We start from the raw sequence: 23018 nt of genomic DNA on the forward strand, positions 1-23018 counted from the left end.
GCTTTTCTATGCGTGATTTTTGGCGGTGAGTGGTGTTGGAAGGGGGAAAAGAAAAAAGCCTGCATTTCTGCAGGCTTTCTAAGTCTTGGATCACTGGTGGATCATTTTGGTTCCTGTTTCAGGCCAGTCACTGTCGCGATGCTTTCGCTAAGTGGCTGTTTTACCTCGTTTTGTCCTACCGCTGTCCTAGTTAAATTGGTGGAGCTGGGGGGATTTGAACCCCCGTCCAAAATTACTACATCCTCGGCACTACATGCTTAGTCACTCTTTACATTCGCCAACCCGCTGCGGAGAGACACGCCACGAATTGACTAGCTCGATTGGTTTTAATGCTTCCGCCCCGAGCAGGACTTCCACACGATCCTGTGAAGGATGACCTTCCGATTCCCTAGGACACAGGCAAGCTAGGGTAGAAGGGCTCTGCGCAGGTTATTAAGCTGCCAGTGCGTAGTTTTCGTCGTTTGCGACTATTTTTTTGCGGTTTATTAACGAGGCCTACCGCACCTCGGCATGCACCTTGGGTTTCGTGAATCTTGTCGAATCCAGAATCAGCCCCAAGTTGTTAAGAGGGATTGTACGCAAAAATCCTGCCATGGCAAGGCGTTGATGGTCATTCCCGCAGGGAGCTGCTCCGTTTGCCGATTTATTGTGCGCACGCCTGGCGGGAGCGGGTAAGCGGCGGGCCGGAAAAGAAAAAGTCCGGGCAGGAGCCCGGACCTTGCAGCATCACGCGGATTAGCCGCGGTGCTTGTTCTTCATGATGCGCGCTTTTTCCCGATCCCATTCGCGGGCCTTGGTGTCTTCGCGCTTGTCGTGCTCTTTCTTGCCCTTCACCAGGCCGATTTCGACCTTGACCCAGCACTGTTTCCAGTAGAGGGCGAGCGGCACGATTGTATAGCCCTGACGGGCGATCAGACTTTCGAGCTTGTCGAGTTCACGACGGCTCAGCAGCAGTTTGCGGGTCCGGGTCGGGTCGCACACCACGTGGCTGGAGGCAGCCTGCAGTGGCAGGAAGCTGGAGCCGAACAGGTAGGCCTCGCCATCGCGGAAGATGACATAGGCTTCGCTGATGTTGGCCTTGCCCGCCCGCAGGGATTTGACTTCCCACCCTTGCAGGGACAGACCGGCCTCGATCTTCTCTTCGATGAAGTATTCGTGGCGCGCGGTTCTGTTGAGTGCAATGGTGTTGGACCCGGCTTTGTTTTTACTGTTTTTTTTGCTCATGACGGGCGATTTCCGGCAATGACTGGGAGGAGGGCATTATACGTGGGCAAGGGCGGCTGTAAAACGCGCAGCGGGTCAACTGATGGCTTTATGAGCAGTTTGACCGAGGTTTTACCTCCAAAAGCGCAAACATGGTGATAAAATCGCGGCGATTGGATGAGGAAAAGCCATGCCCCGTATTACTCGCAGTGCCCTGGTGATGTTCAGCGCAGAACAGATGTTCAGGCTGGTCAATGATGTTCACGCCTATCCGGAGTTCCTGCCCGGTTGTGTCGGCAGCCGTGTCCACGAAGCCGGGGATGACTATATGACGGCGTCGGTCGATGTGGCCAAGGCCGGGATTGCCAAGACTTTTACCACCCGCAACCTGCTCGAGGCCAATCGGCAGATCAAGATGGAGCTGGTGGAGGGGCCCTTCAGCAAGCTGGCGGGCTGGTGGACCTTCACCCCGTTGGACGTGGATGCCTGCAAGGTGGAGTTCGATCTCGACTTCGAGTTCACCTCCAAACTCATCGAGCTGGCGTTTGGCCAGATCTTCCGCGACCTGGTGAGCTCCATGGTGCTGGCCTTCTCCAACCGCGCCAAGGTGGTGTATGGTGCCTGATCAACTCAATATCGAAGTGGTCTATGCCCTGCCTCAGCAGCAGACAGTGCTGCGGCTGCGGGTGGCGCCGACCACGACGGTGCAGGCCGCCATCGAGCAGTCCGGCATCATGAGCAAGCATCCCGAGATCGATCTGGCGGTCAACAAGTTCGGCATCTACAGCCGGCCGGTCAAGGGCGCCGAGTTGCTGCAAGATGGCGATCGCATCGAGATCTACCGTCCGCTCATCGCCGATCCCAAGGAGATGCGCAAGAAGCGCGCCGAGAAGGCCAAGGAGGAGGGGCGTGCCGACGTGGTGACCGGCGGCCGGCCCAATGCCAACCGCAAACAGTCCGACTGAGTGCCTCTGGCTCGACACCGCATCTAAAAAAGGCGCCTTGGCGCCTTTTTTGATCCCGTCATCCCGCCAAGCGGGGCGCTTCGTTACAGCTGGAGCAGCCGCTCGTTCTCGACCACTTCACAGCCGGCGGGCTGGCGGGAGAGGGCTATCATGGCGCGGGCCACCTGGCCGGCCTCGATGGCGCGCCAGCGGCGCAACCTGCCTACCAGCAGCGGCTTCAGCAAGGGATAGATGGCCTGGAAAAACTGCTCCGAGCGGCGCGGTGGCTGGCGATCCCCCAGCAACATGGCGGGGCGCACGATGGCGAGCCGCTGCCAGGGCTGGGCCAGCAGGGCCTGCTCCATCTCCCCCTTGGTGCGCGGATAGAGGGCGGGGGAGTGCGGGTTGGCTCCCAGGCTCGAGACCACCACCAGCCGCTGGCAGCCGTGGCGGCGGGCCAGCTCGGCAAAGGCCAGCACATAGTCGAGATCGACCCGGCGAAAGGCCTCGGCGGAGCCCGCTTCCTTGCGGGTGGTGCCAAGGCAGCAGAAGGCGAGATCCACCGGTTCGGGCAGATTTACCTCGGCCAGCATATCGAAATTGACCGGCAGCCAGTGGTGGGCGGGCTGCGGCTCTCCGGGCTTGCGGCAGAGCAGGGTCAGTTCATGCTCCGCGGGCAGTTGCCGCACCAGCTCGCGGCCGATAAGGCCAGTGGCTCCGGCGATCAGGATCCGGCTCATGCTGCTCTCCCTGTGTGATTGAATCGAGGCCAGTATTGAGCGAGGGGCTGCGCTCTGCAAGGGGGTAATGGGTGGCTGGCGGCGTTAAAACAAAACCGGCGCGAGGCCGGTTTTGTGGATGGGATCAGAGCGGGGTATGGAAGGCCGCTGGTAGCGGGAAGTCGCCGGTGACCGTGGCCAATCTGTCGTTGACGAAGGTCAGGGTGAGCTCCTTGCGCTCTTTTTCGCCGCGCCCCGGCTGGAATTCATAGAGGTAGTACCAGGTGTTCGGGTCAAAGCCATCGCGCAGCATGGCGGAGCCCAGCACGAACTCGACCTGCTCGCGGGTCATGCCCTGGCGCAGTTTGTCGACCTGTTTTTGTTCCACATAGTTGCCCTGGGGAATATCGATGCGATAGACCAGGCTGCAACCGGACAGGGTGAGGGCGGTCAGGGCCGCGGCAATCAGGTGTTTCATCCGCATATCGAGTTCAGATCATCCATTCAAGTCTTTTTAAGCTCGGCAAATCATACCGGCTCCCTCTACGGAAGTAAAAAGCCATTGATCCATCAGCCAATAAAAAGGGCCGCCATGCGACCCTTTCTGCCCATTGCCCCCTTACATGGCGGCGCGGAAGATGGCGACGATCTCGTCGTGGCTCGCCTGTTTCGGGTTGGTGAAGCCGCAGGCGTCTTTCAGGGCGTTCTCGGCCAGCAGGTTGAAGTCGTCAGCCTTGACGCCGAGCTGCTCCAGTCCGGCCGGGATCTTGACGTCGCGGGCCAGCTGCTGGATGGCGGCAATGGCGGCGGCGGCCCCTTGCTCATCGGTCATGGCGCTCACGTCCACCCCCATGTGACGGGCCACGTCCTTCAGGCGGCCGGCGCACACCTGGGCGTTGTAGGCCTGCACGTGGGGCAGCAGCACGGCATTGCACACCCCGTGCGGCAGGTCGTAGAAACCGCCCAGCTGGTGGGCCATGGCGTGCACATAACCCAGGCTTGCATTGTTGAAGGCCATGCCGGCCAGGAACTGGGCGTAGGCCATCTGCTCGCGGGCGTGCAGATCGTCGCCGTGGTTGACCGCGGTGCGCAGGTGTTTGGCGATGAGCTGGATGGCCATGATGGCGCTGGCATCGGTCACCGGAGTGGCGATGGTGGAGACATAAGCCTCGATGGCGTGGGTCAGCGCATCCATGCCGGTGGCGGCGGTGAGGCCGGCCGGCTTGGCCAGCATCAGCTCGGGGTCGTTGACCGACATCAGCGGGGTGACGTGCTTGTCGACGATGGCCATCTTCACGTGGCGGGCCTCGTCGGTGATGATGCAGAAGCGAGTCATCTCGGAGGCGGTGCCGGCGGTGGTGTTGATGGCGATGAGCGGCAGTTGCGGTTTGGCGGAGCGATCCACCCCTTCGTAATCCTTGATGCTGCCACCGTTGGCGGCCACCAGGGCGATCCCCTTGGCGCAGTCGTGGGGCGAGCCGCCACCCAGCGAGATGACGCAGTCGCAGCCATTGGCCTTGAGCATGGCCAGGCCCGCTTCCACGTTGGTCATGGTCGGGTTGGGTTTGGTCTCGTCGAAAACTGCGCTTTCAATGCCATGTTCTGCCAGCAGGCCGGCGACCTTGGCGACCACGCCGATCTGGTTGAGGATCTTGTCGGTGACGATCAGCGCCTTGCGATGGCCATAACCCTTGATATCGGCTGCCGCCTCTTGCAGACAGCCTGCTCCCATCAGGTTGATTGCGGGAATGTAGAACTTGAATGTCGCCATGATGGACTCCGTATGATTAGCCATTAAGTGGTATACGGGCGCCAACATAGCACCGTCAGGGGGGATGAAAAGGGGTCAATAGTATCTGCTTTGCAACTTTATGGACTCGATCACGTACCGGAAACATGGGCCGCGACAGGGATTGACAAGCGCGCTAGCCTGTTCGTGAACAGAAAAACGTTTTTCAATTAATTCATCAAGTTAGCAAACGTTTTGCGCCGAATTTGTGACTGTCAATGCAAGGAAGTGTGAGATGCTTCAAGGAATTGGAAAGCGCTTTCGACCATAGTTGGCGCCTCCCCGACGAGGGGAGTGAAGGCTTGAAAGTACCATAAAGAATCACCTTAACTTGCCCCTGACCATGCTGGTGGGGAGCAACCAGGAGTCCACTATGTCTGATGTATTTCACTTGGGTTTGAAAAAAGCGGATCTGCAAGGCGCCACCCTGGCGATCGTTCCCGGTGACCCCGAGCGCGTGAAGCGCATCGCAGAGCTGTTGGATAACCCGGTGCACCTGGCCAGCCATCGTGAATTCACTACCTGGCGTGGCGAGATGGACGGCAAGGCCGTGATCATCTGCTCCACCGGTATCGGCGGCCCGTCCACCTCCATCGCGGTGGAAGAGCTGGCTCAGCTGGGCATCCGTACCTTCCTGCGCATCGGCACCACCGGCGCCATCCAGCCGCACCTGAACGTGGGCGACGTGATCGTCACCACCGGCTCCGTGCGCCTCGACGGTGCCAGCCTGCACTTCGCGCCGATGGAGTTCCCGGCCGTGGCCGACTTCGACTGCACCACTGCGCTGGTCAACACCGCCAAGGAGCTGGGCTCCAAGCTGCACGTGGGCGTTACCGCCTCTTCTGACACCTTCTACCCGGGTCAGGAGCGCTACGACACCTTCTCCGGCCGCGTGGTACAACGCTTCCAGGGTTCCATGAAAGAGTGGCAATCCATGGGCGTGCTGAACTTCGAAATGGAGTCCGCAACGCTGCTGACCATGTGCTCCAGCCAGGGCCTGCGCGCCGGCATGGTGGCCGGTGTCATCGTGAACCGTACCCAGCAAGAGATCCCGAACGCCGAGACCATGGCGAAGACCGAATCTGATGCCATCAAGATCGTGCTGGGCGCTGCCCGCAAACTGATCTGATAGCCCTCTTTGTAACAAAGAGTACCGAGTGGGGGGTGGGGGCCGTTGCGAAAGCGCGGCCCCTATCTTTATCCGCCGTTGACCGCTTTCCTCTTCTCCTTTTCCCCTCTTTCCCGCGTTACCCCTGTTGCCCCGTCATGGCCGCCAGCGCCTGCTCAAAGGGGGCCTCACAGCGGATCTGCATCGGCTCGCCACTGATCGGGTGAACAAAATCGAGCTCACTGGCGTGCAGCATCAGCCGCGGCGCCTGCTCGCAGCCGGGCTGCAGCAGGCCACCATAGAGGTCGCAACCAAGAATGGGATGACCCAGCTGCCGGCTGTGGATACGCAGCTGATGGGTGCGACCGGTTTCCGGTACCAGTCGCACCGAGGTCAGCGGCACTGTCTGTCCCTGCATCTGCTGCTCCAGCCGCTCAATCACTTGATAGCGGGAGCGGGCGGGCTTGCCGTTGACGGCGCAGATGCTCATCAGCGGAAACAGCGCCGGATCCTTGGCGATGGGGGCATCGATCACCCCCTCGTCCTCGGCCAGATGACCGCACAGCAGGGCGCTGTAGGCCTTGCTCACCGTGCGCTGGCTGAACTGGCGGCAGAGCAGGGCGTTGATGGCCTTGTTCCTGGCTACCAGCATGATCCCCGAGGTACCAAAATCGAGGCGATGGACCAGGGCGCAACCGGGATAATCCTGCACCAGCCGGTGGTGCACCGAGTCGAGGTTCTGCGGGTTCTTGCCCGACAGGCTCAGCAGGCCGCTCGGCTTGTGGATGAGCAATAGGTGTTCATCCTCAAACAGGATCTCGATGGCGGCCGCACAGGGCGGGGCGATGAAGGTGTCGATGATGGCGGACATGGGGCGCACGGTCTGAAAAGGGAGGGGGATCATACCCGAACCGGCGGGGCGCGGCGAATAACTGCAGAAGCGGCCCTCGTTTTGTGGCTAACTGCTTGATAAGGCGGGAAAGGGGCCGTTTTGTGACCCCTTCCAGAGTTAATGCAGCCGCGGCTTGCTAAGGTATGGCTCCCTGTCATGTTGTAAGGAGCCTGTCCATGGCGTTGCCCGTTATTCTCGATTCCGATCCCGGCCACGATGATGCCATCGCCCTTATCCTGGCGCTGGCCAGCCCCGAGCTCAAGGTGCTGGCGGTCACCACCAGCGCCGGCAACCAGACGCCGGACAAGACCCTCAACAATGCCCTGCGCATCCTGACCCTGCTGGGGCGTGACGACATTTCGGTGGCGGCGGGGGCTCCCAAGCCGCTGGCCCGCGAGCTTATCATCGCCGACAACGTCCATGGCGAGTCGGGTCTCGATGGCCCCAAATTGCCGGATCCCGCCTTTGCCCCCGTGGCCATGACCGCCCTGGAGCTGATGGCCAAATGCCTGCGCGAGAGCCCTGAGCCCGTGACCCTGGTGCCGACCGGCCCACTCACCAACATCGCTCTGCTGCTGGCGGCTCACCCCGAGCTCAAATCCAAGATCGCCCGCATCGTGCTGATGGGCGGCGCGGCGGGAGCCGGCAACTGGACCCCGGCGGCGGAGTTCAATATTTATGTGGACCCGGAGGCGGCCGATATGGTGTTCAAGTCGGGGCTTCCCATCACCATGTGCGGGCTGGACGTGACCCACCAGGCGCAGGTGATGGACGAGGACATCGAACGGGTACGCGCCATCAACAATCCGGTGGCCCAGTGCGTGGCCGGTCTGCTCGACTTTTTCATGATCTACCACCGGGATCCCAAGTGGGGATTTGCTGGCGCGCCGCTGCACGACCCCTGTACCATTGCCTGGTTGCTGGCTCCCGCGCTGTTCCACGGGGTCGAGTGCCGGGTCGATATCGAGACAGGCGGCACCCATACTAGCGGCATGACGGTGGTGGATCGTTACGGTCTGACCGGCAAGTCGGCGAATGCGCTGGTGCTGCTGGGGCTGGATCGGGCCGGTTTTATCGATCTGCTGGTCACGCGGCTGCGGGCCTTTGACTGAACGCAGTTCCACTCTTGCAAGAAGGGGCGAAGCGATGTGGAAGACAGGGCTGGCACTGTTGGCCGGGTTGCAACTGACGGGGTGTGCCACGCCGTTCGAGTCGATGTGGCAGGGGCTGGCGACCTGCGAGCTGGATGATCTCTATCTCGACAGCGAGACCGGCAAGCCGGCGCACCCGCAGCTCAACCACTACACCCCCTACAAGGTGGCGGACGGCTTCGCCTGGTACAAGACCCGCCAGGAGTTGCACGGCCTGCCCATCAGTGGTTTTCTCATTCCGGCCTCCACCTTCGAGGTGCACGCCCTGTTCGTGGATACCCCCATCGCCAACGCGCGCCGGCTGACCCACAACGCCTACGGCAGCGAGTTTTCCGACGAGCAGAAGCACGATGAAGGGCTGGCTCCTTTGCTGCTGCGCGATCCCAACAACCCCAAGCGCTCCATCATCGACTGCACCCGGGGCGAGAGCCAGGAGTCGCTGCCGGAGGAGCCTTTCCCCGAGTAGAAACAAGGCCGACGCCTTGGCAGAGATAAAAAGAGGGCCAGCCTTGTCGGCTGGCCCTCTTTCTATCTGGCGGATTGGTCCCAGTCACAGACGATCAAGTCTGTGGTTTCAGGGGTAACCCAGCGTCTCCTTGATAACCGGCAGTTGGGCTTTTATCCAGGCCGGGTTGATGGGTCCCCAGTCACTGATGCGATAGTGCCCCTGCAGATGGCGAGCCCCCTCGGTCTGCTCGAAGCCGCAGCTGATGTCCAGCTCGGCCAGGGCACTGAGCGTATCCTGCGCGGTGCGGCGTGGCATGCCGGTCGCTTCCATGATGGCCGGCACCGTATCCGTGCCCTGGCTGATCAGCCAGGCCACGTAGAGCCGGCGATAGAAGCTGGTGCGCGTCTTGCTCGGCTCACTCATATCTCGTCCTCGAGACGATCGAAGTAGCGCCAGGTAGCGATGGCTGCCTTGCCCATCACCAGGGCCCAGATGCCGAACCAGAACCAGCGGAAGAAGCTCCAGGTGGAGGCGTCGGGCTCGGTGCTCTCAATCTTGGTGACGTTGGGGAACATGGAGAACATGTTGATGCGCCAGCCGTAGGAGGTGATGATGGCCAGCCGTTTTTCGAACTCCATCGACTTGGCTTTGGCCTGCACGTCGGCGGCGTTGAACTTGAAGTAGAAGGGCCAGCCCCACTCGGTGTCTTCATTGCGGAACACGCGGATCTTCTCGCCGGGACGCTCGGTGTAGATGTAGTAGACGTCGGTGGTGGGGCCGTCGGCCGGGTTCTTCTGGCTGATGGGGCCATCCTTGTCGGTGCGCTTCACCTCCACCCCTGTGATGGTGGCGATGGTGTGTTCCGGCAGGTAGTAGTCGAGCCAGATGGCGGTGACGAGGGCGATGAGCCCGAGGCCGATGAAGGCCGGTTTCTTGAAGGACAGCTTCATGATGATCTCGCATGAGGGGGAGTGACGTGCCTCTACCATACCCATATTTGGTGAGGTAGCCCAGCCCCCAATGAAGCCTGATCATAAAAAATAGCGTTTAAAACAATAACAAGTCGTCAGCGTCATTAACAGAGAGGCCCCGCGTGCGGGGCCTCTCTGTCTGGTCAGCGGGTTGGCGTCACAGCTGGAACTGGGACAGCTGCTTGCGCTGCTGCTCGGCGAGCTGTGACAGTTCGTGACTGGCGGCGGCACTCTGGCTGATACCGGCCGCGTTCTGGTTCACGATCTCGTGGATGTTGGTGATGTTGCGGTTGATGTCGGCGGTGACGCAGGACTGCTCCTCGGCGGCGGTAGCCACCTGGGCGTTGGCGCCGTTGATCTGGTTGACCGCCTCCGTGATGCCGCCCAGCAGATCCTGCACCTGGCCGGAGAGCTGCTGGTTGTGGGCCAGGATGGCCAGGGTATCCTGCACGCCGCTGTTGGCGGAGAGAGACTGGCTCTGCAGCTGCTCGATGATGGCCTGGATCTCCTTGGTGGAGTCCTGGGTGCGGGCCGCCAGCATGCGCACCTCGTCGGCCACCACCGCAAAGCCGCGACCGGTTTCACCGGCGCGGGCGGCCTCGATGGCGGCGTTGAGGGCCAGCAGGTTGGTCTGCTCGGAAATCCCCTGGATGACCTCGATTACCTTGCCGATCTGCTCGGACTGGGACTTGAGGCTGGCCACCACGGAGGCGGCGCTCTCCAGACTGTTGGCCATGCGGCTGTTGGCCTGGATGCTCTCGGCAAACAGCGCCAGCCCCTCTTCGACCCGCTGGTTGGCATCGCGCGCCAGCTCGTCGGCCAGGGCGGCGTTGTGGTTGACGTTGTCGGCGGTGCTGGCCAGCTCGGTGACGGCGGAGGCCACCTGTTCGGTCTCACCGCGCTGCTGCTGGGCATTGACCTCTGCCTGGGTCATCACGGCGGCGAGTTCGGTGGCGGCGGAGGCCACGTTGCCACTGATGCCGGTCAGGGTCTGGATGGTGTTGCCAAGCTGGGTCAGGGTCTGGTTGATGTCGGCGGCCAGCTGGCTCAGCTCGTTGTTGCCATCGCTGACGGCACGCACGTTGAAGCGGCCCTGGGCCACCGCGCGCATCACCTGCTGCAGCTGACCGATGGGACGCACGATGCGGCCGGAGAGCCACCAGCCGCCAAACAGGGCGGCGGCCAGACTGGCTGCCATCAGCAGCAGGGTGCGCAGCAGGGTGGCGTGGTAGTGAGCCTGCTCCTCGGCAATTTCAGCCAGGATCAGCTGGTTGACGTGGGCGGACATGGCATCGATCTGCTTGATGAGATCCTCCCCCAGATCGCGAAAGCGCAGGCGGGTCTGCTCATAGGCGGCAGGATCGCCGCCGCCCTGGTGCTTGGCGGCCAGCAGCGGCAGCATGTTGCTGCGGGTGTGGCTGAGGTAGGCCTGCAGGGCGGCCGCGACCCGGCTGTTGTCCTGCTCGGCACCGGCGATGGCCAGTCTGGCCAGGATGGCACCTATCTCCTGCTCGGCGGCGGAGAGCTCGCTGGGCAGCTGGGCAAAGCGGGCGGGATCGTAGAGGCCGTAGATGGCGTTGGTGCGCAGCCGGTAGGTGGCGTGGATCAGGGTGGCGATGTCGTCCTTGTGACGGGTCACGCTGGCGGTGGTCTCGTTCATGTCGTCGATGGCGCGGTCGATGTCCTGTTTGCCGATCCCGATCATCAGGATCATCAACAGGCTGGCGAGCAGGAGAGGGATGAGTACTTGCAGACGGATAGAGAGATTATTCAATGACATGAAAGATCCTGACCCAAAAGAGAAACAAGGCGGCATCTTACACAGGCGCGACAAAGCTTGTCACAGGTTTTTAAGGTGCAAAACCGGCTATTTGAAAAGGTTTTTTCTTGTGTTAAATGAGTGTGATAGGCAAGATCGTCGGTCTGTTACCATGGAGGTGTTGTGTGTCCGACTGGATCGATCCTGCCATTTTGGCGCTGTTTATTCCCACGTTCTTTTTTGTCTCCGTAACCCCCGGCATGTGCATGACCCTGGCGATGACCCTCGGCATGAGTCTGGGGGTGCGCCGCACCCTGCACATGATGTGGGGCGAGCTCATCGGGGTCGGCCTGGTCTCTGTGCTGTCGGTGATCGGGGTGGCGGCCGTCATGCTCAACTACCCGGCGCTGTTTGCCGCCTTCAAGTACGTGGGCGGCGCCTATCTCATCTGGCTCGGCATCCAGATGTGGCAGGCCAAGGGCAAGCTGGCGATCCCGGCGGATCTGTCGGCCGCCCAGGAGACGCGGCCGCTGGCGCTGGCCATGCAGGGCTTCGTTACCGCCATCGCCAACCCCAAGGGGTGGGCCTTCATGGTCTCCCTGTTGCCCCCCTTCATCAACGCGGCCAAGCCGATGGCACCCCAGATCAGCGCCCTGGTGGCCCTGATCCTGCTCATCGAGTTCTCCTGCCTGCTGCTCTACGCGAGCGGCGGTCGCACCTTGCGCCACTTCCTCGCCAAGAGCGGCAACGTCACCCTGATGAACCGGATCGCCGGCTCTCTCATGCTGTTTGTCGGGGTCTGGCTGGCGCTGGGTTGATGCCGCACTTGCCAGCTGGTCTGTTACTGCCGAGAAGCCCCGCCATGCGGGGCTTTTTTGTGTTGCCGGCGGATGGTTGGCCACATTTGCTTACATTTATCCGGTTTGCAAACGGCTGGGATGTCGTCAGTCTCGAATGGCATTCTCTTGCGCCTGCGAGAGAGTGTACAGGGTCCGTTTATTAACATTCCGAGCAAGGAGATTTAAGGATGATGAGGCTGACCAGTATTGCATTGCTCCTGTTTGCTGGCGCAGCGGCTGCCGGCAAAGAGAGGAACCTCGATTTTTACAACATCAAGGAGCCGCAACTTATCGAGCTGTTTGCCCGTCAGCAGGGGGCGCCGGGTCAGACGATCAAGACCTTCTCCGGCCTGTTTCTGGGCAACCCCTATGTGGCCAACCGGCTGGTGGGGTCGAACGAGGTGCAGGAGAAGCTGGTGGTGGATTTTGGCGGGCTCGATTGCTTTACCTATCTGGACTATGTCGAGTCGCTGCGTCGCGCAACGAGTGTGCATCACTTCATCGAGAACCTGATGCACACTCGTTACGTGAACGGTGAGGTCAACTATCTGACCAGAAAGCACTTCTTCTCAGACTGGGTGCATGGTGACAACAAGGTGAGCGACGTGACCCATCTGGTGGGCGGCGCTGCGGTGACCACCGCCAAGCTGCTCAACCAGAAGGCCGACGGCGGCCACTACATTCCGGGGCTGGGGGTGACGGCGCGGGACATCACCTACATTCCGTCCGCCAGCATCGACGAGAACACCCTGAGTCTGCTGGAAGAGGGGGACTACATCGGCATCTACACCGATCTGGCCGGGCTCGACGTCACTCACACCGGCATCTTCATCCGCGGCGAGAACGGCCCCGTGCTGCGCAATGCCTCCTCCCTCTCGAGCAAGATGCAGGTGGTGGACTCCCCCTTCCTGGAGTACGTGCAGAACAAGCCGGGGATCCTGGTCTATCGGCCCCAGGCCGAGGACGCGAGCTCCTAGGGAGGGGACCTGGCCGAGATGGACGCCTTGCGTCTGATAAAAGAGAAGCCCCGGGCAGTGCCCGGGGCTTTTTGTTGGTGGTCCCCTCAACGGGGTTTGAAGCGGGCGACCCAGGGATTGGCGCTAAGACCGTGCAGGATGACGCTCAGTATGATGGTGCAGAGCACGGTGGCGATGATGGGGCGCTGGCCGAGGAGGGCCGGCTCGTTTTGCAGCACCATCACCGCAAAGACGATGCTGGCCAGCCCCCGCGGCCCGAACCAGCCGATGAAGAGCTTGAGTTCGAGCTTGAGGCCGGTGCCGAGCAGGCTCAGCCAGACCGGCACCATGCGCAGCAGGGTGAGGCTGGCGGCGGCATAGAGCCAGTATTGCCAGTGCAGCAGCTCTGCCAGCATGGGCATCAGGGTGGCGCCGAATACCATCCAGATCACCACAGAGAGCAGATCCCCGTATCCCTCGCAGCTGTCCAGGTAGGCGTGCTTGTGCTCCCCCAGTTTGCGGCCCATCAGCAGGCCGCCGACGAAGGCGGCGATAAAGCCGCTGCCGCCCAGGGTCTGGGCCAGCGCGAAGCAGAGCAGGGCCAGCCCCGGCATGGTGAGCTGGCGCCAGAGCGGCAGCTGCCAGCCGTTGAGGTAGGAGGTCTTGAGCAGGCGCAGGGTGAAGGTGGTGAGCCCCCAGGCCACCAGCAGGCCGATGCCGATCTCCTCCAGCAGCAGGGTGATGGCCAGCAGGCCGGTGCCACTGTGCTGCTCGGTAGGGGCGATGAGGGCGAGCAGCAGGAGCAACACGGGCACGCAGATGCCGTCGTTGAGGCCGCTCTCCTGGTTGAGCCCCTCGCGGATGGGGGCGGGCACCGCCGGGTTGCTCACCACCGCCTTGCCGAGCGCCGCATCGGTGGGGGCGAGTATGGTGGAGAGGATGGCCAGCTCCAGCAGCGGCAGGTCCGGGTAGATCCAGCGGCCGAACAGGGTGCCGGCCAGCAGGGTGAGCGGCAGGCCGATCAGCAGCAGCCGGATGGGCAGGCTGCGGTTGGCCAGCAGCACCTGCCAGTTGGTGTTGGCCGCATCGCTGAACAGCACTATGACCAGGGTCAGCTCCGCCAGGAGCTTGATGCCGTCGCTGTCGATGGAGAGGGAGAGCAGCTCGATGCCGCCCGGCCCCAGCAGCCAGCCCATCAGCAAGAACAGCAAGGGGCCGTTGATAAGCCGGGATTCAAAGCGCCCGGCGATCAGGCTGTAGATGAGCAGGAAGGCGGCGATCACCGCCAGGTTCTGGTAAATCAGGGACGCGTCCATGCTGCCTCCTGTGGCAATGTGCCTGGGTGGGGATCAGTCGGTGAGACAGTCCGGGTCGAACACATACTCGCCATCGAGCCAGCGCAGGATCTCGTCGACGCAGGATTGGTCGCGAAACGGCAGGTAGCGAGCCTTGAGGTGAGTCACCTGCTCAGGGGTCAGCTGGGCCAGCCCTATGTCCTGAAACAGCGGCAGGTCAGCCTGGATCATGGCGGAGATCTGCGGGCCGCAGGTGGCGTTGAGGGAGGCGTGCAGCGCCTTGTCCGGGTCGTACTGCTTGCCGAGCCGGTAGCTCATGGGCAGGGTGGCCAGCGGCAGGGCCGACAGCGCCGCCTGTTTCATGGGGTTGACCGCATGGCCGTTCACGAGATCCGCCAACTCCGCCGGGCGGTTTTCGAAGGCGCGCAGGTGCAGGAAGCTGCTGGCCTTGCTGCCGTCGTTGACCGGGTAGTTGTCCCACAGAAACGGCTTGCGGTGCAGCCACTCGGCCGCCTGGCGCAGGTGGGCCGCCGGGTACTCGCTGGAGCAGACCTTGGGGCCGGTCCAGAAGATGTCGATGCGCCGATCCAGCCCCTGCCCCAGATCCTGCAGATAGTGGGGGGGCATGGCGCCGAACACCTTCTCCAGCACAGGGTCCGTGCTGTAGTAGCTGGGGCAGAACAGCAGCCGGCCGGCACTGGTATGGGCCGCGATGTCGTGGGTGATGGTGAGCTGCCAGTGGGCAAGATCCGGGGTATCCCCCTTCATGTCGTCAAACAGGATCGCCAGGATGTCGGGCTTGAGCTCCTCCTCGATGAGCCGCACCTTCTCCAGCAGGGCCGGTCGCTGGCGGGCATAGTCGTGGTGGGCACCCATGGGGCTCAGCCCCACCCCGAAGGCGAGGCCGTTGTCGCGGCACTGGCGGGCGAGCTGGCGCAGTGCCTCGAGCTGGGCGGCAGGCCAGGGCTTGGCCCAGTGCTTGCGCAGATAGCCATCCTCTTTCGGGGCATAGAGATAGAAGCCGTAACCGTGGCGGGGCAGCCACTGGGCGTAGCGGGCGCGGGCTTCCCAGCTCCAGCCCTTGCCAAAGAAGCCCTCGATCACCCCCAGGTTGGGCGAAGGGGGTTGCAGGCCGGACAACAGGGTTTGGTAAGGCATAGATAACTCCCTTCTCGCAGAGGACGAGGCAGACGGCGATCAGACCGGATCTTCTTCCAGAAAACGCACCCCTATCTTGCGGGGTTCACCCTCTTCCATTTCGGCAACGGTCCAGATCAGCCCCTGCCATTCGACGTGGTCGCCGACCACCAGATTATCGCCCAACTGCTGTGCAATAAAATGGCCAAGGGTCTGATCCGCCACTTCGCTCACATCCAGCCCGTACAGCGGTGCCAGATCCACCAGCTTGGCGGCCGCCTCCAGCAGGAAGTCACCGAAGAAGCGGGGGCCCAGATCCTGCTCCGGCGCCTGGCTGAACAGCTGGCCGAGGGCAGGCAGGTCGCGCTCGTGGCCGATGACGCAGAGGATGTCGTCCGATTGCAGACAGGTACTGCCCGAGGGGTGCAGCAGCTCCTGCTCGCGGAACAGGGCGCAGATGCGGGTGCCCTTGGGCATGCGCAGATCCCGCAGCGGCGAGCCGATGCACCACTTCTCGTCGCTCAGGCGATAGACGAAGGTCTCCCACTGGCTGTCGAGATCGATCTCGAGCCCGGAGCGGTTGATGGGCGAGGGGGGCGCCGGCACTTCGACCCGGGCGAGGCGGGAGGCCAGCGGCAGCGAGCTGCCCTGCAGGATCAGCGAGACCAGCACCACGAAGAAGGCGACATTGAAGTAGAGTTGGGCATTGGGCAGCCCCGCCATCATGGGGAACACCGCCAGAATGATCGGCACGGCGCCGCGCAGCCCCACCCAGGAGATGAACCAGCGCTCGCGGGGGGCGAAGTTCTTGAACGGCAGCAGGCCGATCCAGACGGAGATAGGGCGGGCGAACAGGATCATCCACATGGCCAGCGCCAGCGCCGGCAGGGCGATGGGCAGCAGCTTGTGGGGGGAGGCGAGCAGCCCCAGCACCAGGAACATGCCGATCTGGCTGAGCCAGGTCAGGCCGTCCAGCACCGACAAGGTGGTGCTGCGGCTGCGCAGGGAGAGGTTGCCGAGCAACAGGCCGGTGAGGTAGATGGCCAGGATGCCGCTGCCACCCACCGCCGTGGTGAGGGCGAAGATGAGCAGGCCGCCGCTGACGGTCAGCAGCGGGTAGAGGCCGGGGGCCAGCCGGGCGCTGTTGATGAGCTTCCACAGCAGCCAGCCGGCGCCAAGGCCGATGCCGGCTCCCAGCCCGAACTGCTTGAGCAGTTGCAGCAGCAGAAAGCCGCCATCCAGCCCCTGCTGGGCGGTGGCCAGCACCTCGATCAGGGTGACGGTGAGAAACACCGCCATGGGATCGTTGCTGCCTGACTCTATCTCCAGGGTGGCGCTGACCCGCTCGTTGAGGCTGCGCCCGCCGAGCAGGGAGAAGACCGCCGCCGCATCGGTGGAGCCGACGATGGCGCCGATCAGCATCCCCTGCAGCAGGTTGAGGTCAAACAGCCAGGCGGCGGCGAGGCCCGTGAGGCCGGTGGTGATGGCCACCCCGACCGTGGCCAGCGACAGGGCGGGCCAGAGCGCGACCCGAAACGAGGAGACCCGGGTGCGCATGCCGCCGTCCAGCAATATGATGGCGAGCGCCAGGTTGCCCACCAGGTAGGCGATGGAGTAGTCGGCGAAGTGGATGCCGCCGGGGCCGTCCTCACCGGCCAGCATGCCGACAGCGAGGAAGATCACCAGGATGGGGATACCGAGACGGGAGGAGAGCGCGCTCAACAGGACACTGGCACCCACCAACAAGGCCGCGACGAGGAAGAAACTGTTGATGGTGACGGCATCCAATGGCGAACTCCTTCTGTCAAAATGCAAATCAGGCACATTATATGCAGTTTGACCGGCTCCGTGTGGCTTAATTGTGCATTTATTTGCAGTTTTTTACATTTTCAGTGCGATTGCTGCGAAGGGTTCTGGCCATCAAAAGGGGGTCAGCGGGGTGATCAGAGCGGTCGGCAACGTGATGATGTTCACAAAACGGACACTTGAGGGAGAGGCGGGCGCCGCAGCGGGCAGCAAACGGCAGGGGCCCACGCCGGGCCCCTGCTGACCGAGGTCGTCAGTCGTCCTCGTCGTCCTTCACTTCCCGGATCTTGTCCTTGTAGCGGGGCAGCTCTTTCTCCAGCCGCTTCATGTCCTTGATGGCGTTGAGAAACAGGCCGAGCAGGAAGAGCAGGGGCAAGCCTATCCAGAGCCAGAGGTTCATGTGCTACTCCTTTCGTCGGTGGCCAGGGTGACATAGCGGGCCAGGATCTCGTCGAGGTTGGCCAATATGGTCGCCTTGCCTTCAATATCCGCCTGTTGCAGGCAAAGTGCCAGCGCCGCCGGGTCGAGCCGCTGCTCGCGGGACTCAGGCGCAAAGCTGAGGTGCCAGGGCTCGTAGGCGACGCCGCTGCCGGCATCGGCCGGCTTGGCATAAGGCAGGAAGAAGCCGAAGTCGTTCATGCGATCCTCCAGCCATTCGCTCAAGTCGGCAAACCAGCCTCCCTCTTCATACTCCCAGGGCTCCAGCGCCAGTTTGGTGCCGGCGGGCAGACAGTCCGGGTCGTAGATGTCGAGGTCGGTGCCCCAGTGGTGACGGCTGGTGCCGGGCAGGGCGCTCCAGTGCAGGATGGCGTGCAGCCGCTCCTCGTCACTCAGGTGCAGGGCGTCGATGGGCTGGCTATGGGCATCGAGCAGCGGCCGCTCGCCGCGCCACTTGCCGTTCCAGATGGCGAGCTGGCGCTCGAAGCCCCGCCAGCTGGAGGCGGGCTGCAGGTTGAAGCCGGCGTGGGCGGCGGCCACCTGCATGTCGTTGAAGGCCGCCGCGGTGGCGGCCGTCAGCCGGTGTGGGCCTTGCCCCACCAGGATGAGGTGACCCTCATCCTGGCCCAGCAGCTGATCCTGGGTCATACCAGCAACCTCGCGAGCACCCCTTGGTACATGTCGGCCAGCAGATCCAGATCGTCCGCCTTCACGCACTCGTTCACCTTGTGGATGGTGGCGTTGACCGGGCCCAGCTCGATCACTTCCGCCCCGGTGGGGGCGATAAAGCGCCCATCGGACGTTCCCCCCGTGGTGAGCAGGGCCGGCTGCTGGCCGTTCACCGCCTCGATGGCAGAAACCGCCGCCGCCAGCAGCTTGCCGGTGTCGGTGAGGAAGGGCTGGCCGGAGAGGGTCCACTTGATCTGGTAATCGAGACCGTGCCGCTCGAGCAGGGCTTCGACCCGCTCGCGGATCGCGGCATCGGTGAGCTCGGTGCTGAAGCGGAAGTTGAACTGGACGTGCAGTTCGCCGGGAATGACGTTGGAGGCACCGGTGCCCGCCTGGATGTTGGCGATCTGGAAGCTGGTGGGAGGGAAGTAGGCGTTGCCCTGATCCCATTCGATGGCGGCGAGCTCGGCCAGCGCCGGGGCCGCCTTGTGGATCGGGTTGTCCGCCAGATGGGGATAGGCGACGTGGCCCTGCACCCCGCGCACCAGCAGATCGCCGGTGATGGAGCCGCGCCGGCCGTTCTTCACCACGTCCCCCACCACGGCGGTAGAGGAGGGCTCGCCGACGATGCACCAGCGGATCTTCTCGTTACGGGCCTCCAGGGTGTCGATCACCCGGGTGGTACCGTTGATGAAGGGCCCCTCCTCGTCGGAGGTGATGAGGAAGGCAATCGACCCGGCGTGATCCGGATACTCGGCCACGAAGCGCTCGACCGCCACCACCATGGCGGCCAGCGAGCCCTTCATGTCGGCGGCGCCGCGCCCGTACAGCACGCCATCCTGGATGGTCGGCTCGAACGGCGGGGTGTGCCATTTGTCCAGCGGGCCGGCGGGCACCACGTCGGTGTGGCCGGCGAAGCAGAACAGCGGCCCCTCGCTGCCGCGGCGAGCCCAGAGGTTGGTGGTGTCTTCGAACACCATGGGCTCGATGACGAAGCCGAGCTTGGCGAGGCGCTCCGCCATCAGGGTCTGACACCCTTCATCCAGCGGGGTAACGGAGGGGCGGCGGATCAGATCCTTGGCCAGTGCGATGACATCCGACATCGTTTTTCCTTAACGAGAGAAGAGGGATTGGTAGTGATCGGCCTTGAAGCCCAGAGTCAGCTCGCCGTCTTGGTCCAGCAGCGGGCGCTTGATCATGGCCGGGTGCTCCAGCAAGAGGGCGCGGGCCTTGGCGGTGTCGAGCCCCTGCTTGGCCTCCTCCGGCAGGGCGCGAAAGGTGGTGCCGCGGCTGTTGAGCAGCGCCTCCCAGCCGAGCTGGTCCAGCCAGCGGTCGAGGTCGGCCGGGTTCAGGCCGTCGGCCCTGTGGTCGTGAAAGCGGTAGTCGATGCCGGCCTGCTCCAGCCACTTGCGGGCTTTCTTGATGGTGTCGCAGTTCTTGATGCCATAGAGAGTGGTGGCCATGGGGAGTCCTTTGTCTGCGGGCATGGGCCCGGAAAGCCGAAACTTGAGTCCTGAAACGGGAAATCAAGAAGAGGCCCGATTCTGGCATTGTGGCGATCCCAAGGCAACGCCGATGCGCATGGGGGAGGTGAGGCGAGGCGCTGGTCGGGCCTGGGAAGAGGGGAAAAGTACCCGGCGCAGGATGCGCCGGTGGGCATCAGAGTTCGCTCTGGGTGCGACACCAGAGGTGCAGTTCGGATTCGAACCAGTTGAGCATGGCGTTGTTGTCGTCGCGACGATGGCGAATGAGGCTCACCTCGAAGGTGGGCAGGGCAAAGCGGGTCTCGTACTCCACCAGATCCAGCAGCGGCATCAGCGGACGCAGCACCCGGGCAGGGGAGGTGAGCAGCAGAGGCGCGCACGGCAGGATGAAGGGGGCGGCCAGAAAGCTCTGCACGATCAAGGGGGTGTGCCGGGTCATGCCGTGGGCGGCCAGCAGATCATCGACGATGCCCCCTTCGCTGCCGCGCGGGGCGACCAGCAGGTGCTGAGCCTGGGCGAAGGATTCGATGCACAGCACCTGGCCCTGCAGCGGGTGGCTGCGGTGGGCGGCGCAGATCAGCTTGTCCTCGAACAGCGGGATGCGGCGAAAACGGCCGGGCACCTCGTCCTGTTTGCTGATCACCATGCTGATGACCCCTTCGTCGAGCTGGCTCTCGTAGTCCGCATTGAGCGGCACCATGTGGATGCGCAGGTTGGGCGCCTGCTGCTGCAGCCGGGCCAGCAGGCTTGGCATCATCACATACTCCACGTAGGTGTGGGCCCCGATGCGCAGCACCCCCTCGAACTGGGCGGGGTCGAGCTGCTCGGGGGAGCTGAAGGTCTGCTCGATGTCGCGCAGGATCTCCCGCAGCGGCAGCAGCAAGGCCTCCGCCCGGGCGGTGGGTTCCATGCCCTGGGGGGTGCGGATCAGCAGGGGATCGTCATAGAGCAGACGCAAGCGGGCCAGTGCCCGGCTGACGGCCGGCTGGCTCATGGCGAGTCGTTCGGCGGCCTTGGTGGTGTTGCGCTCCTCCAGCAGTGCCTTGAGCACCACCAGCAGGTTGAGGTCGACGCCTCGTAAATTCATTCTGTGCATAATGGAATACTAATAAATCATTTCCTTAAGCAGGGCCTTCACTTTAGTCTCATTTCCCGTCGATGGTCAGCATGAAGCTTGGGTAAATCAGCGATTTATGCAAACCCATGTTGTCCTGTTACCTCTTTCGCGTGGTGCCGGAGGTGGCAAGATTCGACAGCCTGAACTCTTTACTCTGGTCATCCAGAGCGTTGCTTGCTTAGTACCCGCCGTCTCGGCGGGTTTTTTTTGCCTGCGGTTCAGGAAAATGGGGCCCGAAGAAGTACAAAACGCGCCGGTGGGCGCGTTATGGTGAGGGGCTGAGCACTCAGGGCGCAACCGGCCACTGGTAGTCAAACACCTTGGCCCGCTCCCAGGGGGCGTCCGGCAGACTGGAGGAGAGGCCGGTATATTTGCCCACATCGTCCACCACGATGGCGGAGAGGATCGGCAACTGATGCTCGGTGCAGTACATGCGGATGCGTTGCAACAGGGTGCGCAGCTCATCCTGGCAATTCTCCAGCCCGGCCTGCCTGGCCAGCTTGGAGTAACGAATGGTGGTGCGTTCCTTTGCAGACTCGACGAGGATGTCCCATAGCTTGTAGTCGCAGGTCGTCATGCCTGCGGTGGCTCGGTCTGTCATAACTCTCTCCGGCGCGAAACGGTCTCTGTGTGTCGTTGCGCATCTTGGCCAGTTCACTGGCCCCTGACGTTGATCCAAAGCAAAAAAGCCTGAGGTTATTCGCCAGAACGCGTGGCAAAGGGATTCTAAAGGTTTGCTTTTAGTTTAAAAGACCGTTTTTTGTTAAGTGTGTAGCATTTTATTTTATCGAAGTGCGGTCAAGCCATCTTTCTTGACAGGGATCAATGGGAAAGCGCGGTCAGACCACTAGATTTCGCTCCTCGATAACTTTATCAGGAGTGAATATTTGGAACTCGTCTTCGTCTTGCTCGTCCTGCTGGCCGTGGTCTACGGCATCGTCAAGGATTACAACCCGCAGGCGGTGCTGGCACTGGCCGGCATGGCCATCTTCACCGTCGCCTACTGGCTGGGATTGCATCCCATTCTGCCCGCCGACAAGAGCACCGGCTTCGCCTTGTTCGACCTGTTCGAGGTGTTCAAGGGGATCTTCTCCTACCGGGCGGCGGGCCTCGGCCTCACCATCATGGCGGTGGCTGGCTTTGCCACCTACATGTCCCATATCGGCGCCTCCCAGTCGCTGGTGCGGGTGGCGGTCAAACCGGTGGCGGGCATCCAGTCCAGCTACCTGATGCTGGCCATCTGCTACCTGGTGGCGGTGTTCGTCTCCCTGTTCGTCACCTCCGCCACCGGCCTTGGCCTGCTGCTCATGGTCACCATGTACCCGGTGATGCGCAACCTCGGCATCAGCCCGGCCTCCGCCTGCGGCGTCATCGCCACCTCCCAGGCGTTCGAAATCGGCCCGACCCAGACCAATGCCATCTTCTCCGCCGGCCAATCCGGTATGGATCCCACCAGCTATTTCGTCGACTACCAGATCTGGCTGGTGGCCCCCATGTTGCTGGTGACCATGGTGCTGCACTTCTTCTGGCAGCGGCACTGTGACCGCCAGGATGGCTGGGATCCGGCCCAGCATCGGGGCGAGCACGCCGAGCTGGACGAGAAAGGGGCAGACGAGGTGCCCGCACCGACCTGGTACGGCCTGCTGCCCATCATCCCCTTCGTGTTGATGATGACCTTCTCCAAGTTGCTGGTGAGCGACATCAAGATGAGCGTGGAGGTGGCTATGCTGCTGTCGGTCTTTATCGGCATGTTGTGCGAGCTGCTGCGCACCCGCTCGGTGCGCAGCGCCTTTGCCGGGCTCTCCAGCTTCCTCGACGGCATGGGCAAGGTATTCGGCCCCGTGGTGGCGCTCATTGTCTGTGCCGAGCTGTTTGCCGAATCCCTCAAAGCCATCGGTGCCATCGATACCCTGCTGCACTCGGCCAGCAACGCCGGCATCGGCAGCGGCCTGATGACCCTGGTGATGGTGGGACTCATCATGGTGGCGGCGGTCATCATGGGCTCGGGCAACGCGGCTTTCCTGAGCTTCTCGACCCTGGCCCCCGCGGTGGCGGCCAAGTTCGGGGTGCCGGCGGTGACCATGCTGCTGCCGATGCAGCTCGCCTCCAGCATAGGCCGCACCGTCTCCCCCATCGCGGCTGTGCTGATCGCCTGTGCGGGCATCGCCAAGGTCTCCCCCTTCGTGGTGGTCAAGCGCACCTGCGTGCCCATGGCCGGCGCCCTGGTGACGGCGCTGACCCTCAACTATCTGCTGTTTATGTAAGCGGGTGGCGGACGACACGGGTCGTACGC

25 protein-coding genes and 1 other RNA gene are annotated in these 23018 nt (G+C 62.8%); 8 read left to right on the forward strand and 18 right to left on the reverse strand.

The annotated features are described in order from the left end of the window. Positions 1 to 196: 196 nt before the first annotated feature. Positions 197 to 556: a transfer-messenger RNA gene (ssrA, locus tag I6L33_RS11925) on the reverse strand. A gap of 179 nt (positions 557 to 735) precedes the next feature. After that, positions 736 to 1224 carry an SsrA-binding protein SmpB gene (gene smpB, locus I6L33_RS11930; protein ID WP_025201963.1) on the reverse strand — a complete coding sequence of 163 codons (489 nt, stop codon included), beginning with the start codon at positions 1222 to 1224 and terminating at the stop codon, positions 736 to 738. A 169-nt stretch (positions 1225 to 1393) separates the two neighbouring features. Here smpB and I6L33_RS11935 point away from each other — a divergent pair, with 169 nt between their 5' ends. Together I6L33_RS11935 and I6L33_RS11940 are read left to right on the forward strand one after the other, a co-directional pair. Next, a complete protein-coding gene (locus tag I6L33_RS11935; RefSeq protein WP_021465110.1) occupies positions 1394 to 1828 on the forward strand; it encodes an SRPBCC family protein in 435 nt (144 codons plus the stop codon). Next, entirely contained in the window at positions 1821 to 2168 is a 348-nt protein-coding gene (locus I6L33_RS11940; protein WP_005298959.1) for an RnfH family protein, read from the forward strand. Before I6L33_RS11935 ends, I6L33_RS11940 begins: the two co-directional genes overlap by 8 nt. 83 nt (positions 2169 to 2251) lie before the next feature. Here the strand turns inward: I6L33_RS11940 and I6L33_RS11945 are convergent, their stop codons facing one another. The 3 genes from I6L33_RS11945 to yiaY all read right to left on the reverse strand — a co-directional run bounded on the left by I6L33_RS11945 (position 2252) and on the right by yiaY (position 4637). Beyond that, positions 2252 to 2887 (reverse strand): NAD(P)H-binding protein, encoded by a 636-nt coding sequence (locus tag I6L33_RS11945; RefSeq protein WP_216972578.1) that lies wholly within the window; start codon positions 2885 to 2887, stop codon positions 2252 to 2254. Between the two features lie 124 nt (positions 2888 to 3011). Then, the gene (locus tag I6L33_RS11950; protein WP_005298963.1) at positions 3012 to 3350 is read right to left on the reverse strand and encodes an outer membrane protein assembly factor BamE; all 339 of its coding nucleotides are present in this window, start codon (positions 3348 to 3350) and stop codon (positions 3012 to 3014) included. Positions 3351 to 3485: 135 nt separating this feature from the next. Continuing rightward, on the reverse strand, positions 3486 to 4637 hold the full coding sequence (gene yiaY, locus I6L33_RS11955; protein WP_017766153.1) for an L-threonine dehydrogenase: 1152 nt from the start codon (positions 4635 to 4637) through the stop codon (positions 3486 to 3488). Between the two features lie 391 nt (positions 4638 to 5028). On the opposite strand from yiaY, the gene udp reads away from it, so the two are divergent. Further along, the gene (gene udp, locus I6L33_RS11960; protein ID WP_005298967.1) at positions 5029 to 5784 is read left to right on the forward strand and encodes a uridine phosphorylase; all 756 of its coding nucleotides are present in this window, start codon (positions 5029 to 5031) and stop codon (positions 5782 to 5784) included. Positions 5785 to 5902: 118 nt separating this feature from the next. Here udp and I6L33_RS11965 read toward each other — a convergent pair whose 3' ends face one another. Further along, positions 5903 to 6667, reverse strand: coding sequence for an RluA family pseudouridine synthase (locus I6L33_RS11965; protein WP_216972579.1), 765 nt, complete (start codon positions 6665 to 6667; stop codon positions 5903 to 5905). Positions 6668 to 6831: 164 nt separating this feature from the next. Between I6L33_RS11965 and rihA the strand changes: the two genes are divergently transcribed. Next, a complete protein-coding gene (gene rihA, locus I6L33_RS11970; RefSeq protein WP_213343079.1) occupies positions 6832 to 7767 on the forward strand; it encodes a pyrimidine-specific ribonucleoside hydrolase RihA in 936 nt (311 codons plus the stop codon). 34 nt (positions 7768 to 7801) lie between these two features. Continuing rightward, positions 7802 to 8272 (forward strand): hypothetical protein, encoded by a 471-nt coding sequence (locus tag I6L33_RS11975; RefSeq protein WP_005298971.1) that lies wholly within the window; start codon positions 7802 to 7804, stop codon positions 8270 to 8272. Between the two features lie 108 nt (positions 8273 to 8380). On the opposite strand, the gene I6L33_RS11980 is transcribed toward I6L33_RS11975, so the two are convergent. The 3 genes from I6L33_RS11980 to I6L33_RS11990 all read right to left on the reverse strand — a co-directional run bounded on the left by I6L33_RS11980 (position 8381) and on the right by I6L33_RS11990 (position 11005). After that, entirely contained in the window at positions 8381 to 8677 is a 297-nt protein-coding gene (locus tag I6L33_RS11980; RefSeq protein WP_005298972.1) for a helix-turn-helix domain-containing protein, read from the reverse strand. Then, positions 8674 to 9204: a DUF1523 family protein gene (locus I6L33_RS11985; protein WP_010634531.1), complete on the reverse strand. Its 531-nt coding sequence runs from the start codon at positions 9202 to 9204 to the stop codon at positions 8674 to 8676. The genes I6L33_RS11980 and I6L33_RS11985 overlap by 4 nt, the downstream gene beginning before the upstream one ends. 178 nt (positions 9205 to 9382) lie before the next feature. Then, complete coding sequence (locus I6L33_RS11990) at positions 9383 to 11005, reverse strand: methyl-accepting chemotaxis protein (RefSeq protein WP_216972580.1); 1623 nt, start codon at positions 11003 to 11005, stop codon at positions 9383 to 9385. Positions 11006 to 11169: 164 nt separating this feature from the next. On the opposite strand from I6L33_RS11990, the gene I6L33_RS11995 reads away from it, so the two are divergent. Both I6L33_RS11995 and I6L33_RS12000 read left to right on the forward strand, forming a co-directional pair. Further along, positions 11170 to 11802 (forward strand): LysE family translocator, encoded by a 633-nt coding sequence (locus I6L33_RS11995; RefSeq protein WP_017786084.1) that lies wholly within the window; start codon positions 11170 to 11172, stop codon positions 11800 to 11802. A 209-nt stretch (positions 11803 to 12011) separates the two neighbouring features. Continuing rightward, positions 12012 to 12800 (forward strand): DUF1460 domain-containing protein, encoded by a 789-nt coding sequence (locus I6L33_RS12000; protein WP_017779584.1) that lies wholly within the window; start codon positions 12012 to 12014, stop codon positions 12798 to 12800. A gap of 86 nt (positions 12801 to 12886) precedes the next feature. Here I6L33_RS12000 and I6L33_RS12005 read toward each other — a convergent pair whose 3' ends face one another. The 9 genes from I6L33_RS12005 to I6L33_RS12045 all read right to left on the reverse strand — a co-directional run bounded on the left by I6L33_RS12005 (position 12887) and on the right by I6L33_RS12045 (position 21326). Next, entirely contained in the window at positions 12887 to 14095 is a 1209-nt protein-coding gene (locus I6L33_RS12005) for a sodium:proton antiporter (protein ID WP_216972581.1), read from the reverse strand. 33 nt (positions 14096 to 14128) lie between these two features. Next, on the reverse strand, positions 14129 to 15232 hold the full coding sequence (locus I6L33_RS12010) for a beta-N-acetylglucosaminidase domain-containing protein (RefSeq protein WP_216972582.1): 1104 nt from the start codon (positions 15230 to 15232) through the stop codon (positions 14129 to 14131). 39 nt (positions 15233 to 15271) lie between these two features. Beyond that, positions 15272 to 16999: a potassium/proton antiporter gene (locus tag I6L33_RS12015; RefSeq protein WP_005298984.1), complete on the reverse strand. Its 1728-nt coding sequence runs from the start codon at positions 16997 to 16999 to the stop codon at positions 15272 to 15274. Positions 17000 to 17270: 271 nt separating this feature from the next. Further along, a complete protein-coding gene (locus I6L33_RS12020; protein ID WP_005298986.1) occupies positions 17271 to 17417 on the reverse strand; it encodes a hypothetical protein in 147 nt (48 codons plus the stop codon). Continuing rightward, the gene (locus tag I6L33_RS12025) at positions 17414 to 18103 is read right to left on the reverse strand and encodes a M15 family metallopeptidase (protein ID WP_213343083.1); all 690 of its coding nucleotides are present in this window, start codon (positions 18101 to 18103) and stop codon (positions 17414 to 17416) included. Before I6L33_RS12025 ends, I6L33_RS12020 begins: the two co-directional genes overlap by 4 nt. Continuing rightward, positions 18100 to 19227, reverse strand: a complete 1128-nt coding sequence (dapE, locus tag I6L33_RS12030) for a succinyl-diaminopimelate desuccinylase (RefSeq protein WP_216972583.1) — start codon at positions 19225 to 19227, stop codon at positions 18100 to 18102. Before dapE ends, I6L33_RS12025 begins: the two co-directional genes overlap by 4 nt. A gap of 9 nt (positions 19228 to 19236) precedes the next feature. After that, positions 19237 to 19587 carry an ArsC family reductase gene (locus I6L33_RS12035; protein WP_065017451.1) on the reverse strand — a complete coding sequence of 117 codons (351 nt, stop codon included), beginning with the start codon at positions 19585 to 19587 and terminating at the stop codon, positions 19237 to 19239. A 196-nt stretch (positions 19588 to 19783) separates the two neighbouring features. Then, the gene (locus I6L33_RS12040; RefSeq protein WP_216972584.1) at positions 19784 to 20695 is read right to left on the reverse strand and encodes a LysR family transcriptional regulator; all 912 of its coding nucleotides are present in this window, start codon (positions 20693 to 20695) and stop codon (positions 19784 to 19786) included. Positions 20696 to 21011: 316 nt separating this feature from the next. Beyond that, a complete protein-coding gene (locus tag I6L33_RS12045; protein ID WP_005298999.1) occupies positions 21012 to 21326 on the reverse strand; it encodes a hypothetical protein in 315 nt (104 codons plus the stop codon). Between the two features lie 286 nt (positions 21327 to 21612). On the opposite strand from I6L33_RS12045, the gene dcuC reads away from it, so the two are divergent. Then, positions 21613 to 22989 carry a C4-dicarboxylate transporter DcuC gene (gene dcuC, locus I6L33_RS12050; RefSeq protein ID WP_216972585.1) on the forward strand — a complete coding sequence of 459 codons (1377 nt, stop codon included), beginning with the start codon at positions 21613 to 21615 and terminating at the stop codon, positions 22987 to 22989. Positions 22990 to 23018: the final 29 nt, after the last annotated feature.

This window comes from Aeromonas sp. FDAARGOS 1403, from assembly GCF_019047325.1.
In the GTDB taxonomy this organism is placed as follows: Bacteria; Pseudomonadota; Gammaproteobacteria; order Enterobacterales; family Aeromonadaceae; genus Aeromonas; species Aeromonas dhakensis.

Bases quoted from the DNA above. Each gene is read 5' to 3' on its own strand.
- I6L33_RS11985 (WP_010634531.1), bottom strand. From the start codon at position 9,204: ATGAAGCTGTCCTTCAAGAAACCGGCCTTCATCGGCCTCGGGCTCATC.
- I6L33_RS12010 (WP_216972582.1), bottom strand. From the start codon at position 15,232: ATGCCTTACCAAACCCTGTTGTCCGGCCTGCAACCCCCTTCGCCCAAC.
- I6L33_RS12035 (WP_065017451.1), bottom strand. From the start codon at position 19,587: ATGGCCACCACTCTCTATGGCATCAAGAACTGCGACACCATCAAGAAA.
- I6L33_RS12045 (WP_005298999.1), bottom strand. From the start codon at position 21,326: ATGACAGACCGAGCCACCGCAGGCATGACGACCTGCGACTACAAGCTA.
- I6L33_RS12005 (WP_216972581.1), bottom strand. From the start codon at position 14,095: ATGGACGCGTCCCTGATTTACCAGAACCTGGCGGTGATCGCCGCCTTC.
- I6L33_RS11950 (WP_005298963.1), bottom strand. From the start codon at position 3,350: ATGCGGATGAAACACCTGATTGCCGCGGCCCTGACCGCCCTCACCCTG.
- I6L33_RS11990 (WP_216972580.1), bottom strand. From the start codon at position 11,005: ATGTCATTGAATAATCTCTCTATCCGTCTGCAAGTACTCATCCCTCTC.
- I6L33_RS11965 (WP_216972579.1), bottom strand. From the start codon at position 6,667: ATGATCCCCCTCCCTTTTCAGACCGTGCGCCCCATGTCCGCCATCATC.
- I6L33_RS11980 (WP_005298972.1), bottom strand. From the start codon at position 8,677: ATGAGTGAGCCGAGCAAGACGCGCACCAGCTTCTATCGCCGGCTCTAC.
- dapE (WP_216972583.1), bottom strand. From the start codon at position 19,227: ATGTCGGATGTCATCGCACTGGCCAAGGATCTGATCCGCCGCCCCTCC.
- I6L33_RS11975 (WP_005298971.1), top strand. From the start codon at position 7,802: ATGTGGAAGACAGGGCTGGCACTGTTGGCCGGGTTGCAACTGACGGGG.
- smpB (WP_025201963.1), bottom strand. From the start codon at position 1,224: ATGAGCAAAAAAAACAGTAAAAACAAAGCCGGGTCCAACACCATTGCA.
- I6L33_RS12025 (WP_213343083.1), bottom strand. From the start codon at position 18,103: ATGACCCAGGATCAGCTGCTGGGCCAGGATGAGGGTCACCTCATCCTG.
- I6L33_RS12020 (WP_005298986.1), bottom strand. From the start codon at position 17,417: ATGAACCTCTGGCTCTGGATAGGCTTGCCCCTGCTCTTCCTGCTCGGC.
- yiaY (WP_017766153.1), bottom strand. From the start codon at position 4,637: ATGGCGACATTCAAGTTCTACATTCCCGCAATCAACCTGATGGGAGCA.
- I6L33_RS11935 (WP_021465110.1), top strand. From the start codon at position 1,394: ATGCCCCGTATTACTCGCAGTGCCCTGGTGATGTTCAGCGCAGAACAG.
- I6L33_RS12040 (WP_216972584.1), bottom strand. From the start codon at position 20,695: ATGAATTTACGAGGCGTCGACCTCAACCTGCTGGTGGTGCTCAAGGCA.
- I6L33_RS11945 (WP_216972578.1), bottom strand. From the start codon at position 2,887: ATGAGCCGGATCCTGATCGCCGGAGCCACTGGCCTTATCGGCCGCGAG.
- I6L33_RS12000 (WP_017779584.1), top strand. From the start codon at position 12,012: ATGATGAGGCTGACCAGTATTGCATTGCTCCTGTTTGCTGGCGCAGCG.
- udp (WP_005298967.1), top strand. From the start codon at position 5,029: ATGTCTGATGTATTTCACTTGGGTTTGAAAAAAGCGGATCTGCAAGGC.
- rihA (WP_213343079.1), top strand. From the start codon at position 6,832: ATGGCGTTGCCCGTTATTCTCGATTCCGATCCCGGCCACGATGATGCC.